Origin of the sequence: Antrihabitans auranticaus (assembly GCF_016481275.1) — a bacterium.
In the GTDB taxonomy this organism is placed as follows: Bacteria; Actinomycetota; Actinomycetes; order Mycobacteriales; family Mycobacteriaceae; genus Antrihabitans.
Genome location: NZ_JAEMNW010000001.1, coordinates 505,932 through 521,254, shown reverse-complemented (window position 1 = coordinate 521,254; position 15,323 = coordinate 505,932). Strand labels below are relative to the sequence as shown.

Here is a 15,323-nt window from a genome sequence, read left to right as displayed (position 1 = left end):
TGGTCCAAGATGGGGGACGTGCCCGAACCGGATCCAGACCTGCTCATCGACTTCACCGACGTCACGATCCGTCGTTCGGGGGTCACGCTCGTCGGGCCCGTGACGTGGCAGGTCGAACTCGACGAGAAGTGGGTCGTCCTGGGACCGAACGGTGCAGGCAAGACGTCGTTGCTGCGCATTGCCGCCGCAGAGATGCATCCCACGTCGGGAACCGCGCATCTGCTGGGCGAGGTGCTCGGCCGAGTCGACATCAGCGAACTCAAGCCACGGATCGGCCTCTCCTCTTCGGCGCTGGCGAGCCGCGTACCCGCGGACGAGAAGGTCAGCGATCTCGTCGTTTCCGCCGGCTACGCGGTCCTCGGCCGGTGGCGGGAACGCTACGAGAAGGTCGACGTCAACCGTGCGGTCGACATGCTCGAAAGCCTCGGGGCCGAACACCTGTCGAACCGCACGTACGGAACCCTCTCCGAGGGTGAGCGCAAACGGGTGCTCATCGCGCGAGCGCTGATGACCGATCCCGAACTGCTGCTGCTCGACGAGCCCGCGGCAGGCCTCGATCTCGGCGGTCGCGAGGAACTGGTCGCCCGCCTGACCGATCTCGCCGAAGATCCCGACAGTCCCGCGACGGTCCTCGTCACCCACCACGTCGAGGAGATCCCGCCGGGCTTCACCCACGGGCTGTTGCTCAAGGAGGGCGAGGTCGTGTCTCAGGGTCTGCTCGGAGACGTCCTGACGAGCGAGAACCTCAGCGAGGCCTTCAGCCAGTCGATCGCCCTCGACAAGGTCGACGGCCGGTACTTCGCACGGCGCAGCCGACTGCCCGGGCGGCACCGCCATCGCTGAGCGGTACGGTCGACGATGTGAGCCAAGCGGATGTCAGCGCAGAGCATGTACCGACCCCTAAAGACGCGTCGACGGTGATTCTCGTCCGCGACGGGGCACCCGGGCTCGAGGTGTTTCTGCTCCGCCGAGTCGGTGGGATGGCGTTCGCCGGCGGAATGACCGTGTTTCCCGGCGGCGGCGTCGATCCGTCGGATGCAGACGCCGACATCGAATGGGCAGGTCCGCCGGTCTCGTGGTGGGCGCAGCGGTGGGGCGTCGCGGAGAAGCAGGCGAAGGCGCTCGTGTGTGCCGCGGTCCGCGAGACATTCGAGGAGTGCGGGGTCCTGCTTGCCGGGCCGACGCACGAGACGGTGGTCGCCGATACTTCCGGCTATCGCGACGCACGCGGTGAGCTGGAGCGCCGCGAGCTGACGTTCAGCGCGTTTCTGAAGCGAGAGAAGCTCGTCCTGCGCGCGGACCTCCTGCGGCCGTGGTCGAACTGGATCACGCCCGTGGGGGAGAAGCGGCGATACGACACGCGGTTCTTCGTGGCGGTCGTGCCCGAAGGACAGATCGCGGACGGCGAGACTTCGGAGGCCGCAGCGGTCGTGTGGCGGACCCCGGGCGCGGCAATCGCGGACTGGAAGGCGGGCGAGTCGATCCTGCTGCCTCCCACATGGTCGCAGTTGCACAGCCTCGAACAGTTCGGCAACAGCGTCGACGTGCTGAAAGCTGAACCCGAGATCACCCCGATCGAGCCGAATCTGCACTTCGACGACGGCCAACTGCGGATCGACTTTCCGGGCGATGCGGGCTACTACGCGGCAGGGCCGCATCCGTGGGCAGGACGATCGCCCGCGTAGCGTTGCGGCATGGCTGAATTCGTGACGCTCGACGTTTCCGACCGCATCGGAACCATCCGCATCGCGCGGCCGCCGGTGAATGCCCTCAACTTGCAGGTGCATCGTGAGTTGATGGCTGCGACGCGGGAGGCCGAGGCGGACAGCGACGTTCGCGCGGTGGTCGTCTACGGCGGCGAGAAGGTTTTCGCGGCAGGCGACGATGTGAAGGAGATGGCCGATTTCAGTGCCGGCCAGGGTGCATTGCTGGCCGGCGACATCCAGACAGCGCTCGGTTGCATCGCGACCATCACGAAACCGACGGTCGCGGCCATTACCGGCTATGCGCTCGGCGGTGGCCTCGAAGTCGCGCTGGGCGCCGACCGTCGAATCATCGGCGACAACGTGAAGCTGGGGCTGCCGGAGATTCTGCTCGGAGTGATTCCCGGCGGTGGCGGCACACAACGACTTGCCCGCTTGATCGGAGCGAGCAAGGCGAAGGATCTTGTCTTCACCGGGCGCTTCGTCGAAGCCGACGAGGCGCTCGCCATCGGTCTCGTCGACGAGGTCGTCGCGCCGGACGAGGTGTACAACGCGGCGCGCCGCTGGGCGGCTCAATTCGCCGACGGACCTGCGAAGGCGCTTGCCGCAGCCAAGGCCGCAATAGACGGTGGCCTGGCAGTCGACCTCAACGCCGGGCTGGAAGTGGAACGTCGCGAGTTCGCCTCGTTGTTCGGTACGAAGGACGCCGCCGTCGGAATCCGGTCGTTCATCGAGAACGGTCCGGGCCGCGCGCGGTTTACGGGTGAGTAGCGCTCAGACCAGCTAGGAAGTGGTTCACCCCGTACCAGCTAGTAGGCTGCCCTTCATGACTGCAAGTCCCAACGAGCCCACACGCCATCTCGCGGCGGTGCCGGACCTCGATCCGGCGCCGAACCCGCATGCCACCCAGGCGGAGGTGGAGGCTGCGCTGAAGGACACGAAGCTCGCGCAGGTCCTCTACCACGACTGGGAAGCGGAGTCCTACGACGACAAGTGGCACATCAGTTACGACCAGCGCTGCATCGACTATGCGCGCGGTCGTTTCGACGCGGTCGCCGGTGAGCAGCCCCTGCCGTACGAGCGTGCGCTCGAACTGGGGTGTGGTACCGGGTTCTTCCTCCTCAACCTGATGCAGGGCGGCGTTGCGAAGACCGGATCGGTCACCGACCTCTCACCGGGCATGGTGAAGGTCGCGCTGCGCAATGCCGAGCATCTCGGCCTCGAGGTCGACGGCCGCGTTGCCGATGCGGAGACGATTCCGTACGAGGACAACACGTTCGATCTGGTCGTGGGTCACGCTGTCCTGCACCACATCCCGGACGTCGAGAAGGCATTGCGCGAGGTTCTGCGCGTGCTCAAGCCCGGTGGCCGTTTCGTGTTCGCCGGTGAGCCGACCACGGTCGGCGATTTCTACGCGCGCTGGCTCGGGCGGATCACGTGGGAGACCACGACCCGCATCACCAAGCTGTCGTTCCTGGAGAGCTGGCGACGCCCGCAGGCCGAGCTCGACGAGTCCTCGCGCGCGGCGGCACTCGAAGCCGTCGTCGACCTGCACACGTTCGCACCGGGCGAACTCGAGAGTATCGCCGAAGCGGCGGGAGCTGTGGACGCACACGCAAAGACCGAAGAGTTCGCCGCCGCTCTCCTGGGCTGGCCGTTGCGCACTCTCGAGTACGCACTTCCGCCGGAGAAACTCGGCTGGAACTGGGCGCGCTTCGGCTTCACAAGCTGGAAAGCCCTCACGTGGCTCGACGAGACGGTCCTGCGGCACGTCGTACCGCGGGAGTTCTTCTACAACGCCCTCATCACGGGTGTGAAGCCAAGCTAGCTTGTACAACTTCACCGTCGCCGACGTTGCGTACCTCGCGAGTTCGGCAGGGATTGCCGCGCTGGCGACGGTCGAGCAGCTGGACCTCTCCAACAGCTCGCGTGTCCGTGACCTCGGTCGGGCACGCGAGCTGTTCGGTTCGGCGGCACCGGCACTGGTGGAGACCGTGTTGCTGCGCAGGCGCTCCGCCGCCAAGCTCACAGCCGCAGCGCACTGGTTGTTCACCGACGACGCACTGCAGCAGGCGACGCCCAGTGTGGTCGCGGCCCATCGTGCGCGCCGACTGGCGGGCCGATCGGTCCACGACGTGACGTGTTCGATCGGCGCAGAGCTGGCCGAGCTTGCGGCCGTGTGCCCGACCGTTGTAGGTAGTGATCTCGATGAGGTCCGGCTGCGGATGGCGGCTCATAACCTCCCCGAGGTAGCGCTCATGCGCGCGGACGCACGCACACCGGTTACCCGCGGCACCGTCGTCATCGCCGATCCGGCACGCCGTGCCGACGGCAAGCGCACACACGATCCCGCGCGTCTGCAGCCCCCGCTGCCGGACCTCGTCGACGCCTACCGGGGTCGGGATCTGGCGGTGAAGTGTGCGCCCGGACTCGACTTCGATCGCCTGGACTGGACCGGGGAGGTCGAAGTCGTGTCCCTCGCCGGCGGCGTTCGCGAAGCGTGCCTATGGTCGGACGGGTTGTCGAACAACGGTATTCGACGGCGCGCGACCGTGCTCGGCGCAACCGGTCAGGCGTGGGAAATCGCCGATGACGAACCGGACGACATCCCGGAAAGGACGCCGGGTGAGTGGATCGTCAATCCCGACGGCGCCGTCGTCAGGGCGGGACTGGTCCGCCACTACGCGGCCCGGCATGGCCTGTGGCAGCTCGATCCCCGGATCGCCTACCTCACCGGAGACCGGGTACCCGACGGCACGCGTGGCTTCCGCGTTCTGGTGCAACTGAAGTTCGCAGAGAAGGACCTCCGCCGCGAGCTGGCCGCCCGCGACTGCGGGAGGCTGGAGATTCTCGTCCGCGGCATCGACGTCGACCCTGCGGTGCTGCGCCCACGGCTGAAGCTGAAGGGCTCGCAGGCGCTCGCGCTGGTAATCACCCGGATCGGCCGTTCGGCAGTCGCGTTCGTCTGCGAGCCGCCGCCTATTTGAAGACGAACAGTTCACCGAGCAACGTCGGTACGAGGACCTCGCCGTCCGGACCGATCGAGGTGCCGACCGTCGTGCCCACCGCGCCCGGCAGTTCGTCCTGATCGACCGTCTCACCGGTCTCGGTGTCGAATGTGAGCAGGACGAGCTTCGGATCGTCGTCGGAGCCGCTCTGTACAACCGTGTACCCCGTCGAGCCCGCGGTCTGGGCAGGCACACCGAGCTGGACCAGGTCACGGCGGTCCCATGCGGGCTCGGCGTGGTCGCCCATGTCGCGTACGGCGAGCAGGTGACCGTTCCGGCCGCCGGACGGGATGATCAAGCCGTCGTCCGAGGTCGACTGGCTACCCAGCGGAGTGAAGCCGAGATCGTAGGACCACTTGGTGGTGCCGTTCTCGGCGTCGACGGCAAGCAGGTGGTTCGCGTTGTCCGACACATAGACGGTCTTGCCGTCGGCCGAGAGGTCCGGGCTCGAGGCGGATCCTCCCGCCAGGATGTCCGCGTTCCAGACCTGCGTGATTCCGGGATTGTCGCCACCGGTGTACTGCAACGCGACCAGTGACGCGCTCGGTGCGCCGGGACGCCACAGCGTCACGAAGAAGCGGCCGGAGGGAATGTCGATCGCGGGGGTGTTCGCGACCGGGCACTCTTCGGTGCCGGCGAAGCACTTGTCGAGGCCGACATCGTCCAGCGCCAAGGGCAGGTTCGGGAACTGCAGCGGATCCGGCGGCGGGATGAGGTCGAACGGCGGTGTGACGTTGCTGCCGGTCTGCCTTTCGAGCACTCTGACCTGCCCGCGGTGCGTGACGAACAAGAGATTGCCGTCGCCGGTGAACTGCGCGGACAGTGGGGTACCGATGGCCGGTGCACGCCACCGTGGCTGGCCGTGGTCGTTGAACGAGCTCATCGAGCCGTTGTCACCGACGTAGACGTTGATCGCTTCGTCGACGATCGCCGTGGACGCGATGACGCCCGGGCCGAGCCTGTTGCAGAAGCGCTTGCGACCCGAATCGATTTCGAACGAGACGAGGTTGCAGCCGCCGGGCGTGTTCGCGGTGAGAAACAGCTGCCCGGTCTTGCCGACAGATGCATAGGTGGCGACGGGTCCGCCGATGGGGCGCGACCACGCGAGGGAAAGATCGCGCGACCCCGTCACCCGACTCGTATCGCTGTTGCGTGCGTCCGAATGCATCCCTGGCCAGCCGCCCGCTGCAAGAATGTCAGTCTGACCGCTGTCTGCGCCGCAGGCCGCTGTCGCGAGCGCCAGCAGTCCGACCAGCAGGGCTGACGTGCGCACCTTGCTGATACCGAGTCGCATAAAGTCTCCCGTCCGGATTTGTGCTCGCACGAGACTATCCCGGCCGCAGATCGGCCCGGGTACCGGCGCAAGCGACGCGTCGGGCAAAAGTAGGCTGGCGTGCCAGGCGGGTGACGTGACGGGAGAATGTGCACAGTGAGAGATTCGAAGCGCAGCGTAAGAGATTCGCAGCGATGACCAGCATGTGGGGCGCACCCCTGAGCTCGAGGTGGCGCGGTTCGCGGCGCAAGGACAGCGCGCAAGCCAAATTCTTGACGATCGCTTCTCTGAAGTGGGTGCTCGCCAACAAGGCCTACACGCCCTGGTACCTCGTTCGTTACTACCGTTTGCTCAAGTTCAAACTGGCAAACCCGCACATCATTCTGCGCGGCATGGTGTTCCTCGGTAAGGGCGTCGAAATCCACGCGACCCCGGACCTCGCGCGCATGGAGATCGGCCGCTGGGTGCATATCGGCGACGGCAACGCGCTGCGCTGCCACGAGGGCTCGCTGCGGATCGGAGACAAGACCGTCTTCGGCAAGGACAACGTCGTCAACTGCTACCTCGACATCGAGTTCGGCGAGTCCGCGCTCATCGCCGACTGGTGCTACATCTGCGATTTCGACCACAAGATGGACGACATCACCCTGCCGATCAAGGATCAGGGCATCGTGAAGACGCCGGTTCGGATCGGTCCGGATACCTGGACCGCGACCAAAGTGACCATCCTGCGCGGGACCCGCATCGGTCGCGGCTGTGTGCTCGGCGCCCACGCCGTTGTACGTGGCGAGATCCCCGACTACAGCATTGCGGTCGGATCGCCCGCTCGTGTCGTCAAGAACCGCAAGGAAGCGTGGGAAGCCGGCGCGGCAGACCGCGCCAAATACATTGCAGCACTGGAAGACATCGCACGCAAAAAGGCGGCTGGGGCGAGCTAGGCGCACTCGTTCAGACGAGCGGTGAGCCTGGATCGCGTTCGGGGAGCGGACGTTTCGTGATGACCGGCCTGGTCAGTGGGTGCCGGACCCGACGCTTGGCGCTCTGGTAGACCTGCGTCGTTTCCGCGGCAACCACGTGCCAGTCGAAGTCGGCCGTGAGGCGTTCGCGTGCTGCGAGAGCCCGCTGCTGCGCGGCGGCGGGGTCGTCGAGCGTCTCGCGGATGGCCGACGTCAGCCCCGCGACATCGGCGGGCTGGAACGACAGACCGGTGACACCGTCGACGACGGCTTCGCCGAGTCCGCCTGCGGTGGACGTGACCAAAGGCGTTCCGGCAGCGGCAGCTTCGAGCGCGATGATGCCGAACGGCTCGTACCGGCTGGGCAGCACGATCGCGTCGGCGCCGTGCAACCAGCCGAGTAGTTCGGTGTGGCCGAGGTTGCCGAGGAACGACACCGAGCGCGCCACGCGGTGCGTGCGGGCAAGTTCGTACAGCCAATCGAACTGCGTACCTTCGCCGGCGATCGCCAGGGTCGTGCCAGGGTGACTACGCCGGACCCGTGGCAATGCCGCGATAGCGTCCTGGATGCCCTTCTCGTACTCGAGTCGTCCGACGTAGAGCAGCCGCGCCGGACCGGTCCGCGGCTGTCGCCTGCGGTAACTCCACGTGCTGACGTCGATGCCGTTGCGGATCACCGTGATCGGCGCGAGGTCGGTGCCGTAAAGCCTGGTGACCTCGTCCGTCATCGACGACGAACAGGTGATCAGCGCATCGGATTCGTTTGCGAGCCACCACTCGACCGAATGCACCTGACGGTTGATCGGACCCGACACCCAGCCGCTGTGCCGGCCGGCTTCTGTCGCGTGCAGGGTCGAGACGAGGGGAACGTCGTAGAACTCGGCGAGGGCGATCGCCGGGTGGGCGACCAGCCAGTCGTGCGCGTGGACCACATCGGGCTGCCAACCCTCGCCGATGCCGGGCTTGGCGAGTGCGATGCCGGCCCTGACCATCGCGTGGCCCATGGCAAGGGTCCACGCGAGCATGTCCTCGCCGAAGACGAAATGCGGCGGATCTTCGGCGACTGCGACGACGAGCACACCTTCGGAGATGTGGGAGTGCGTCGGGTGGGTCGCGGCATCGGTTCCGGTCGGGCGCCGGGACAGCACGACGACCTCGTGGCCCGCGGTGGCCAACTCGACGGCGAGATGGTGGACGTGCCTGCCCAGCCCGCCGACAACGACAGGTGGGTACTCCCACGACACCATCAAGATCTTCATGCTGCTCCCGACATGGTCAGACCGTCGCCACTGCGTCGCGGCTCGGCAGTCTGCGTGCATCGAGTCCGGGGAACAGCCCGTCGGCTTTGCCCCATCCTGCCGCCAAACGGCCCGCTCGCGCGACTTGGCCGGAACCGACCGCCTCCGCGATCTCCCGCACGGCATGCGAATGCAGGTGCGCACGGTCCCGCGCGTAGCCCGCCGCAGAGTCCTTGCTGACCATGAAAGCCCAGTCGCTCGACACGGCGAGTAGCGCTTCACGCAGCAGTTGGTCGTTGACGCGGTCGCGTAGCTCGACCCCCGAGCCGCCTGTCTCGCGCGCTTTGTCGACGGTTTCCAGGGCAACGCTGACGACGTCCTCGTTCAACTCGACGAGGTCGGCGACCTGATCGCCTGCCCACACCCGCCAATCCTTGCCCGAGCCCCACGACGAGGCGGGTAGCTCGACCGGTTCGCCGACGTATCCGCGCTGGCGCGCATCCTCGAGCGTGCCGACCTCGACGCCTGCTTCGGGAAGGGCCTGCAGAACCTCGCCGAGCCATTGCGGACCCTCGTGCCACCAGTGCCCGAACAGTTCGGTGTCGAACGCGGCGACGACGTGTGCCGGCCGACCGGTCCGCTCGTATTCGGATGCGAGACGTTTCCGGACGACGTCGACGAAGTCGGCCACATGCTTGCGCACTGCTTTGGCTGCCAATTCGGGCTCGTACGGCGCCTTGTTCTCGCCCGCGACCTTCCGGCCGGTCACGCGGACGGCCTTGAGGCCGGTCGCGTGGTCGTAGGTGTGGAAATCCCGGTACGCCGAGTGGCCCGGGTAGCCCGATTTCGGTGACCACACGCGGTAGCTGACCTGCAAGTCGCGGCCGAACGCGACGACGTCGGAGTTCCAGACGGGCCGCCCGAGCGAGGTATCGCCGCGCAGAGACGGTCCGTCGACCATGAAATGCCTGATTCCGGCTGCTTCGTACTGGGTCTCCATGCCGGGGGAGAAACCGCACTCCGGTGCCCAGATGCCCGTCGGGGTGGATCCCCAGCGAATCTTTGCGTCGGCTAGTCCTTCGGAGAGGGAGAACGCACGCATCCGCGGGTCCAGTAGTGGCTGGAACGGGTGGGCGAGCGGTCCGCCGAGAAGTTCGATCGTGCCTGCGTCGATGAGCTCGCGCAGCACGGGTGCAGCACCGTGGCGCCAATGCGTCTCGAAATCCTCGAGCGCGGCGGCGGCAAGGCGATGCTCGCGCTTTCCGAGTTCACGATGCGGCTCGTCCGGCATCAGCGCTGCTTCGTGCGCACGCAACTGCCAGTTGCCGAGCCAGTGGTGCATGCCCGCAAGGCAGTGCGGATCGTCGAGCTGGGCAGCGAGAACCGGTGTGATGCCGAGACTCAGCACGTGGCTGTGCCCTTGCGCAGCAAGGTCTTTCAGCACTTTGACGACGGGCAGGTACGACGCGGCCCACGACTGATAGAGCCATTCCTCGCCGACCGGCCACCTGCCGTGGTTGGCCAGCCACGGCAGGTGGGAGTGCAGTACCAGGCTGAACAGGCCTGGTGACGTGGTCGGCGTCACCGCGGTTTCACCGCGATGGCGAGCAGATCCAGGCTTGCGTCGATGTCGTCGACCTTGATCTCGAAGTCGTCTGTACTTACTGCTGCGACCTCGGCGGTGAGGTCCTCGGGCCACGGTTCGCCTGCGAGCGCGCGCTCGATCTGCGCGTCGATGAACGAGCCGCCGTGCTTCGCGTCCAGCGCTCGTAGCGGTGCGCCGTGATGAACACCGTTCATCGATTCGACCTCGAATCCCGCGTCTACAAGGAGTTCGGTGAGCTCCGTGGCGTTCAATTCACGCGTGTGGAAAGGGTTGAGTGGTGTGTCACGACCGGGGGAGAACGTGATGCGGTTCGGTGTGCTGATCAGCAACTCGCCACCCGGACGCAGAACGCGCACGCACTCGCGGATGAACTGCGGCTGGTCCCACAGGTGCTCGATCACCTGAAAGTTCACGACCACGTCGACCGACTCGTCGGGAATCGGCAGCTCCGCCAGATTGCCCTGCAACATTCGGACACGCGGGTAGCGCGCGCGAACGTGCGCGACCGCGCTTGTGTCGTAATCGACGCCGACCACGCTGGCAGCGACAGCGGCGATCATGTTGGCGCCGTAACCTTCTCCTGATCCTGCTTCGAGCACCTCGCGCCCTGCGCAGCGCGCGAGCAAGTCGCGGTAGACGACCTCGTGGCGTCGGAACCAGTAATTCTCTTCGGGGATTCCGGGTACGGTTCGCTCACCGGTCAGCGGCAGTGGCGCGCCGGAATCGGCGGTCACAGCGTCGTCGGTCGTCCCCAGAGATACGTCGCTCATCCGATCGACGTTAGTGCCTCGCGTCATCGATGCAGGTTGGGTGGTCCACTTCACACCCAAGTTACTGGCGAGTAACTCTGCATGGGGTAATCTCTGGCACAGCTATTGCGGTGCTCAACAGGCGAGCGCTCGTCCTGAGCCTCGCGAACAGATGACGCTACTACAGGAGGTCGACGTAGACCCATGCCGAACATCGTCGTATTGATCAAGCAGGTTCCGGACACATGGTCGGAGCGCAAACTTTCCGATGGTGACTACACGCTCGACCGCGAGGCCGCTGACGCCGTTCTCGACGAGATCAACGAGCGCGCAGTCGAAGAGGCGTTGCTGATCAAGGAGGCACAGGGCGGCGAAGTGACCGTGCTGTCGGCCGGTCCGGATCGCGCGACCGAAGCCATCCGGAAGGCGCTTTCCATGGGCGCCGACAAGGCCGTGCACGTCAACGACCCTGCTCTGCACGGATCTGACGCGATCCAGACCGCGTGGGCGCTTGCAGGCGCACTCGGCCAGATCGAGGGCGTCGAGCTCATCATCGCCGGTAACGAAGCGACTGACGGCACCATCGGTGCAGTCCCGGCCATCATCGCCGAGTACCTCGGAATCCCGCAGCTCACGCATGTGCGCAAGGTGACCCTCGACGGCGACAAGATCACCGCCGAGCGCGAGACCGATGACGGCGTGTTCGTCCTCGAGGCTTCGCTGCCGGCGATCGTCAGTGTCAACGAGAAGATCAACGAGCCGCGCTTCCCCTCCTTCAAGGGCATCATGGCCGCGAAGAAGAAGGAAGTTCAGACGCTGACGCTGGCAGACATCGGCATCGACCCGAGCACGGTCGGCGTTGCGAACGCGGGGACCGCGGTCACGTCTGCGACTCCGAAGCCGCCGAAGACCGCAGGCGAGCGGATTGCCGACGAAGGTGACGGTGGCACGAAGATTGCCGCTTACCTCGTTGCGCAGAAGATCATCTGAGACCGGCTCGCGAAACTTCCTAGGAGACAAGAACAATGGCAGAAGTACTTGTGCTCGTTGAGCACGCCGAGGGTGCACTCAAGAAGGTCACCACCGAACTCATCACCGCCGCGCGCGCACTGGGCGAGCCGTCGGCAGTCGTCACCGGTGCCGCCGGCACGGCTGGCGCACTCGCCGAGGCTCTCGCCGCCGCCGGTGCCGAGAAGATCTACGTCGCCGAGGGCGACGACATCGAGAACTACCTCGTGACGCCGAAGGTCGACGTCCTTGCCTCGCTCGTCGAGTCCGCCGGTCCGGCCGCCGTCATCGTGGCCGCAACCGCAGAAGGCAAAGAGGTCTCCGGACGTCTTGCCGCGCGCCTCGGTTCGGGCCTGCTTTCCGACGTGATCGAGGTCAAGTCGGACGGCACGGCCGTGCACTCCATCTTCGGTGGCGCGTTCACCGTCGAGGCCAAGGCCACGGGCGATGTTCCCGTCATCTCGGTCCGCCCGGGTGCCGTCGAGGCAGCCCCGCAGGCCGGTGCCGGCGAGAAGGTCACCGTCGAGGTGCCCGCCCAGGAAGAGGGCGTCGTCAAGATCCTCTCGAAGGATCCCGTCGTGGGCGGAGACCGCCCGGATCTCGCTGAAGCTTCCGTAGTCGTGGCCGGTGGCCGTGGTGTCGGTAGCGCAGAGAAGTTCTCGGTCGTCGAGGCACTCGCGGACTCGCTCGGTGGCGCCGTCGGCGCATCGCGTGCCGCGGTCGACTCGGGCTACTACCCGGGTCAGTTCCAGATCGGTCAGACCGGTAAGACGGTTTCGCCGCAGCTCTACGTCGCACTCGGCATCTCCGGCGCTATCCAGCACCGGGCCGGCATGCAGACGTCGAAGACGATCGTCGCTGTCAACAAGGACGAAGAGGCCCCGATCTTCGAGATCGCGGACTACGGCATCGTCGGCGACCTGTTCAACGTCGCCCCGCAGCTGACCGACGCGGTCAAGAAGCACAAGGGCTGACACCCGGTTTCGCCAGCTCTGCCCCGGTCAGCGTGGTGACCGGGGCAGTGTTGTCTCTACAGAGCGTTTTTATAGCGGTGGCACTTGCCGCAATTCCGGCGTCGGATACGGACTGCGGTCGCTCAGTGCGTCGGGCGAATAGTCGGGAAGTTCCATTAATCCTTCGGCGAGTGCACGCGCAGCCTCCCAATAGCGCGCAGGCTTCGCTGCGGTGAACCAGTTGCGCCGTTCGGGGAGCGCCGCATCGCCACCCGCGGTGGCAACATCGATGGCAAGAATCGGCGGCTGTGCGCCGGGGGTGAGCAGCGTCGAGTACACCGGCTGACCGAGCGCAACCTTCGCCTCGCGTTGCAACCGGTCGATGTTCTCCAGGGCGACCCGCATGCGCAGCCACTGGTGGCGCTGCCAGTAGGCATTCGACGAGAACCGCCGGCGCAGCCGTGCACCGGCGAAGGCGCCGCGGAGTGCCAGCGCTGCAATCGTTTCCCGTTCCATGAAGAGGTTGGCTCCGCCCTCGCCCTTCGTCTGCCGCACCGATGCGATGCGCCCGCGATAGCCCGGCATGAACAGCTGCGTGGTGTCGCGCCAGCCGCGCGCGGTGTTGACGATCGCTGCCGCGAAGCTCAGAAAGCCCTTGTCGAGCGGTTTCGCGGGTGACCTGGTCGTCTGCCAATCCGCCGAGAGCCACACGTCCTGATGCCGGAACCCGCGCGGATGCGATTCGAGGTTGATCCCGAGAGTCGGCCACAGCGGCAGCGGTGAGTCGAAGAAGTGAATGGGAAAGTTCGATGTGATCCCACCGTCGGAAAACCAGAGTGGTTCGACCCACATGGTCTTTTCGAGGGATACCTTCTCGCTGGAGGTGATCGCCTTCGTCGACTTCTTGACGTCGCCCGGATACATCATCTGTTGCCCGTCGCGTGTGATCAAGCGGCCGAAGTCGTCGCGAACGTCGAGGTGATCAACGAATCGGTATGCGCGAACCGATTGAAAAAGCCCTGGTAGGGCCATGCTGAGGCGGACCGCGAAAATGACCGGGAGGTCCCATGGATCCGGGAAAGGATAGAGGTCCTCGATCTTGTCCCCGGTGGGGATGACCTGCGCCTCCATTGCGGCACCCGTGGCAATGGCGCGTACGACGCTGTCGGGAAACACTTCGAGCAGATCGCTTTCCCGCACGAACAGCGTCGGCCGGTTCTTTTTGCCGACCTGGTCTCGCATATCCAGCGGGAATCGATACGGCACACCCTGGACGAGTTCCGACGTCATCAATTCGAGGTTGACGTTGCGGGCGCCCGGGTTGTGGATCGATTCGTGATTCGGCGCCATCTTCCCGTCCCACTCGGCGCCGCACCAGAGATGACCGAAGCGCAGGACGCCGTCGACTCCCGCGAGTTGGCTGAGCGTCTCCGACAGCCAAGGCACCAGAGCGCGGTCGACCGTCGGTTTCGCCATTCCCGCGACCTTGTCCCACAAGCCGAGGAATCCGCCCTTGACGACCGATGTATCGGACGAGCCGGCGATCAGACCGAACGCGCCGGATTGCGCGTTCGACACGATGAAAACGATTCGAAGCACATGAATCGCCACAATGGCCACGACCAACGCCAGAAACACCACGGGCAACGCGGCCCAGAAATGTGTCGCGACGAGGTCGCTGCACCGGGCTGGAATCCACAGCAAGCCGACGCCAATCGCTAGCGTGCCTACTGCCGTCACCGCAGGCAGCGTGATTCGGGTAGGGCGCCTGGTTGTGGGATCGGGCAGCGGCTCCCTGAGGTCCTCGGGTGTCCGGTCCTTCTTGGGTACGACCTTGCGAACAACCAGTCCGCCCATAACCGCGCCGAAGATCACGAGGCCGAGCCCGGCGAGCCCGGCTGCGGCCGGCGCGAGGACGCCTAACCAGTTGCTTCCCGGTGCGGCCGAGACCACGGCGACGACGGTCAGTGCCAGTGCGGTGACGACCGCAGCCGCGATGCGCGACGGCCAACCGAGGATGCCGCCGGCGAGCAGCGCGATTCCGAACCAGTTGCGCCGCATCACGGCGACCGCAATCCGGTACAGCGAGAGGGACTTCTTCGTCGGCCGGAACAGTTGCGCGAGCCGGTATTCCGCCCGTTGCTCCGGTGCGGCGTCGACCTCGGCCAACCACGCCACCGTGTCCGCGAGGCCGACGAACCCACGGCGGACGTGGCCTTGTTTCGGGTCGCCTCCGCCCCCCGGAAGCGGCGTTCCCAATGCCTGTGCGCGACGGCCGATTTCGGCTGCGGCGGCCGCAGACGCGCCGATCGCTCCGGCGGAGGCGCCACCGACGTTTCGAATCCGGAACGACCGCGCGATCTCGCAGATCGCCAGCGGATACACGACGCCGCTCGTCGTTCCACCCTTCATCGTCAGGTCGACGCTTCGCCGGCAGTACTGCTGCTTCAGTTCGGTGCTGACAGACGAATCAGGCTCGTAGACAACGTCGTACGGGGTGCGGTGCAGGAGGTCGAGCGGCGGGCTCCCCGCGCGGTCGAGCGCGTAGGCGTCCTCGGAACGAAGCGGTGCCACGGTCGGATCGGGTGCCTCTCGGCGGTCCCAGAGCCAATTGTCCTCGGATCGGAGGTCGAACGACGGGGGCAGGTCGGCAACAAGGTCTTTCGCATCCCCGATCTGCTCATGCTCGGCAAGCCGCTTGCGCAGTTCCGCTGTGGCTCTCGCGCCTCTGACTATCGACACCATCACTCCAATTCGACGAACCGAACTGCCCCACCGAGGACATAGTTCCGCATGGGTCCGACAGGTTCGTGCGAATCTCGGTTTGTCG

General features: G+C 66.1%; 13 protein-coding genes. 8 read left to right on the top strand and 5 right to left on the bottom strand.

The window, feature by feature from the left end; all coding sequences use genetic code 11:
• Window positions 1-9 precede the first annotated feature (9 nt).
• The 5 genes from JGU72_RS02160 to JGU72_RS02140 are packed head-to-tail and all read left to right on the top strand — an operon-like array spanning window position 10 to window position 4,690.
• On the top strand, window positions 10-843 hold the full coding sequence (locus JGU72_RS02160) for an ABC transporter ATP-binding protein (protein ID WP_199683145.1): 834 nt from the start codon (window positions 10-12) through the stop codon (window positions 841-843).
• A gap of 17 nt (window positions 844-860) precedes the next feature.
• Window positions 861-1,685: an NUDIX hydrolase gene (locus JGU72_RS02155; protein ID WP_199682101.1), complete on the top strand. Its 825-nt coding sequence runs from the start codon at window positions 861-863 to the stop codon at window positions 1,683-1,685.
• Window positions 1,686-1,694: 9 nt separating this feature from the next.
• Window positions 1,695-2,474, top strand: coding sequence for an enoyl-CoA hydratase/isomerase family protein (locus tag JGU72_RS02150; protein ID WP_199682100.1), 780 nt, complete (start codon window positions 1,695-1,697; stop codon window positions 2,472-2,474).
• A gap of 55 nt (window positions 2,475-2,529) precedes the next feature.
• A complete protein-coding gene (locus JGU72_RS02145) occupies window positions 2,530-3,531 on the top strand; it encodes a class I SAM-dependent methyltransferase (protein ID WP_199682099.1) in 1,002 nt (333 codons plus the stop codon).
• 1 nt (window position 3,532) lies between these two features.
• A complete protein-coding gene (locus tag JGU72_RS02140; RefSeq protein WP_199682098.1) occupies window positions 3,533-4,690 on the top strand; it encodes a class I SAM-dependent methyltransferase in 1,158 nt (385 codons plus the stop codon).
• Here the strand turns inward: JGU72_RS02140 and JGU72_RS02135 are convergent.
• The gene (locus JGU72_RS02135) at window positions 4,683-6,005 is read right to left on the bottom strand and encodes an outer membrane protein assembly factor BamB family protein (RefSeq protein WP_199682097.1); all 1,323 of its coding nucleotides are present in this window, start codon (window positions 6,003-6,005) and stop codon (window positions 4,683-4,685) included. The genes JGU72_RS02140 and JGU72_RS02135 overlap by 8 nt on opposite strands.
• 173 nt (window positions 6,006-6,178) lie before the next feature.
• On the opposite strand from JGU72_RS02135, the gene JGU72_RS02130 reads away from it, so the two are divergent.
• Window positions 6,179-6,922: an acyltransferase gene (locus JGU72_RS02130; protein WP_199682096.1), complete on the top strand. Its 744-nt coding sequence runs from the start codon at window positions 6,179-6,181 to the stop codon at window positions 6,920-6,922.
• A gap of 10 nt (window positions 6,923-6,932) precedes the next feature.
• Here JGU72_RS02130 and JGU72_RS02125 read toward each other — a convergent pair whose 3' ends face one another.
• From JGU72_RS02125 to JGU72_RS02115, 3 genes are read right to left on the bottom strand one after another with little or no spacing between them, the layout of a single operon-like run.
• A complete protein-coding gene (locus JGU72_RS02125) occupies window positions 6,933-8,198 on the bottom strand; it encodes a glycosyltransferase family 4 protein (protein WP_199682095.1) in 1,266 nt (421 codons plus the stop codon).
• Window positions 8,199-8,214: 16 nt separating this feature from the next.
• The gene (locus tag JGU72_RS02120; RefSeq protein WP_199682094.1) at window positions 8,215-9,762 is read right to left on the bottom strand and encodes a 1,4-alpha-glucan branching protein domain-containing protein; all 1,548 of its coding nucleotides are present in this window, start codon (window positions 9,760-9,762) and stop codon (window positions 8,215-8,217) included.
• Window positions 9,759-10,553, bottom strand: coding sequence for a class I SAM-dependent methyltransferase (locus JGU72_RS02115; RefSeq protein ID WP_199682093.1), 795 nt, complete (start codon window positions 10,551-10,553; stop codon window positions 9,759-9,761). The genes JGU72_RS02120 and JGU72_RS02115 overlap by 4 nt, the downstream gene beginning before the upstream one ends.
• A 183-nt stretch (window positions 10,554-10,736) precedes the next feature.
• On the opposite strand from JGU72_RS02115, the gene JGU72_RS02110 reads away from it, so the two are divergent.
• Together JGU72_RS02110 and JGU72_RS02105 are read left to right on the top strand one after the other, a co-directional pair.
• Complete coding sequence (locus JGU72_RS02110) at window positions 10,737-11,522, top strand: electron transfer flavoprotein subunit beta/FixA family protein (protein ID WP_199682092.1); 786 nt, start codon at window positions 10,737-10,739, stop codon at window positions 11,520-11,522.
• A gap of 35 nt (window positions 11,523-11,557) precedes the next feature.
• Window positions 11,558-12,514 carry an electron transfer flavoprotein subunit alpha/FixB family protein gene (locus tag JGU72_RS02105; protein WP_199682091.1) on the top strand — a complete coding sequence of 319 codons (957 nt, stop codon included), beginning with the start codon at window positions 11,558-11,560 and terminating at the stop codon, window positions 12,512-12,514.
• A gap of 69 nt (window positions 12,515-12,583) precedes the next feature.
• On the opposite strand, the gene JGU72_RS02100 is transcribed toward JGU72_RS02105, so the two are convergent.
• Entirely contained in the window at window positions 12,584-15,235 is a 2,652-nt protein-coding gene (locus JGU72_RS02100; RefSeq protein WP_199682090.1) for a hypothetical protein, read from the bottom strand.
• Between the last annotated feature and the right edge of the window lie 88 nt (window positions 15,236-15,323).

Coding starts and splice junctions, on each gene's coding strand:
- JGU72_RS02160 (WP_199683145.1), top strand. CDS start 10: ATGGGGGACGTGCCCGAACCGGATCCAGACCTGCTCATCGACTTCACC.
- JGU72_RS02150 (WP_199682100.1), top strand. CDS start 1,695: ATGGCTGAATTCGTGACGCTCGACGTTTCCGACCGCATCGGAACCATC.
- JGU72_RS02145 (WP_199682099.1), top strand. CDS start 2,530: ATGACTGCAAGTCCCAACGAGCCCACACGCCATCTCGCGGCGGTGCCG.
- JGU72_RS02135 (WP_199682097.1), bottom strand. CDS start 6,005: ATGCGACTCGGTATCAGCAAGGTGCGCACGTCAGCCCTGCTGGTCGGA.
- JGU72_RS02130 (WP_199682096.1), top strand. CDS start 6,179: ATGACCAGCATGTGGGGCGCACCCCTGAGCTCGAGGTGGCGCGGTTCG.
- JGU72_RS02125 (WP_199682095.1), bottom strand. CDS start 8,198: ATGAAGATCTTGATGGTGTCGTGGGAGTACCCACCTGTCGTTGTCGGC.
- JGU72_RS02115 (WP_199682093.1), bottom strand. CDS start 10,553: ATGAGCGACGTATCTCTGGGGACGACCGACGACGCTGTGACCGCCGAT.
- JGU72_RS02110 (WP_199682092.1), top strand. CDS start 10,737: ATGCCGAACATCGTCGTATTGATCAAGCAGGTTCCGGACACATGGTCG.
- JGU72_RS02105 (WP_199682091.1), top strand. CDS start 11,558: ATGGCAGAAGTACTTGTGCTCGTTGAGCACGCCGAGGGTGCACTCAAG.